This is a genomic window from Brachybacterium alimentarium (genome assembly GCF_002332425.1).
Taxonomy (GTDB): Bacteria; Actinomycetota; Actinomycetes; order Actinomycetales; family Dermabacteraceae; genus Brachybacterium; species Brachybacterium alimentarium.
The window spans coordinates 1-1107 of record NZ_NRGS01000066.1 but is presented as its reverse complement, the minus strand read 5'-3'; the positions used below and the strand labels follow the sequence as shown (position 1 = coordinate 1107).

Genomic DNA, 1107 nt, shown 5'->3' with positions numbered 1-1107 from the left:
GGTGGTGTCATAGCGTCGAAGCAACACTCCCGGTCGGCGGGGGTCTGATCGGTGGAGTGTGCGGATGGCGCGGGTGGGGTTGTCGTTCAGCGACAGGTCGGAGATCTCGACGGCCTCGAAAGCGGGCTGGTCGGTGCGGAGGATCGCCCGTCACCTGGGGCGTTGCCCGTCGGTGATCTCGCGGGAGCTTCACCGGAACTCGACGAAGACCCGCGGCTACCAAGCCGTGACCGCAGACGTCAGAGCGCAGCGTCGGCGGGCTCGCCCGCAGCAGCGGAAGGTCGCGGGGGATCCGGTGCTGCAGGCGAGGGTGGAGGCGGATCTGGCCGCGTCGTGGACGCCGAACGAGATAGCGGGCCGGTTGCGTCTGGAGGCGACAGACCCGACCGTTGAACGCATGGCGAACTCTCCTGACGCACGCGGCCGAACCGTCTCCGGTGAGGCTATCTACCAGTACATCTACGCAATCCCGAAGGGTGAGCTCGCCCGCAAGGGCATCTTCCTGCAGTCCAAGCGGACCAAGCGCCGACCACGTACGACCGGGCGGACGCGCGGTGGCCCAATCGTAGGTATGGTCCCGATCGCGGAGCGAGGTGAGGACGCCGCCCAGCGTCGGGTGCCGGGGCACTGGGAAGGTGACCTGATCATCGGGAAGAACGGCACCTCGTGCGCGGCGACGCTGGTGGAGCGGATGAGCGGGTTCACCGGGCTGCTGGCCCTGCCCTCGAAACACGCCGAGCCAACCGCTGACGCGGTCATCGAGTTTTTCAACGACCTGCCCGAGATGATGAAGGCATCGTTGGCGTGGGACCAGGGCAGCGAGATGGCCCAGCACGCGAAGGTCTCCCTGGCCACGGCGATGCCGGTCTACTTCGCCGATCCCCACTCGCCCTGGCAGAGGCCCAGCAACGAGAACACGAACCGGCTCTACCGGGAGTATCTGCCCAAGGGCACGGTGATCCCCGATCACCAGCCCTACCTCACCACCATCGCCGAGGAGATCAACAATCGACCCCGCCGCCGACTGGGCTATCTCACGCCCACCGAGGCATTCGCTCGACTGCTCGCCGGCGAGCCCCATGTTGCTTCGACGCCTTGACATCGCCG

1 protein-coding gene is annotated in these 1107 nt (G+C 67.1%); it reads left to right on the top strand.

The genetic code is table 11. The features are described from left to right. The first annotated feature begins 64 nt into the window (after nucleotides 1-64). Nucleotides 65-1099 carry an IS30 family transposase gene (locus CIK71_RS17360; protein WP_096166919.1) on the top strand — a complete coding sequence of 345 codons (1035 nt, stop codon included), beginning with the start codon at nucleotides 65-67 and terminating at the stop codon, nucleotides 1097-1099. Nucleotides 1100-1107 lie beyond the last annotated feature (8 nt).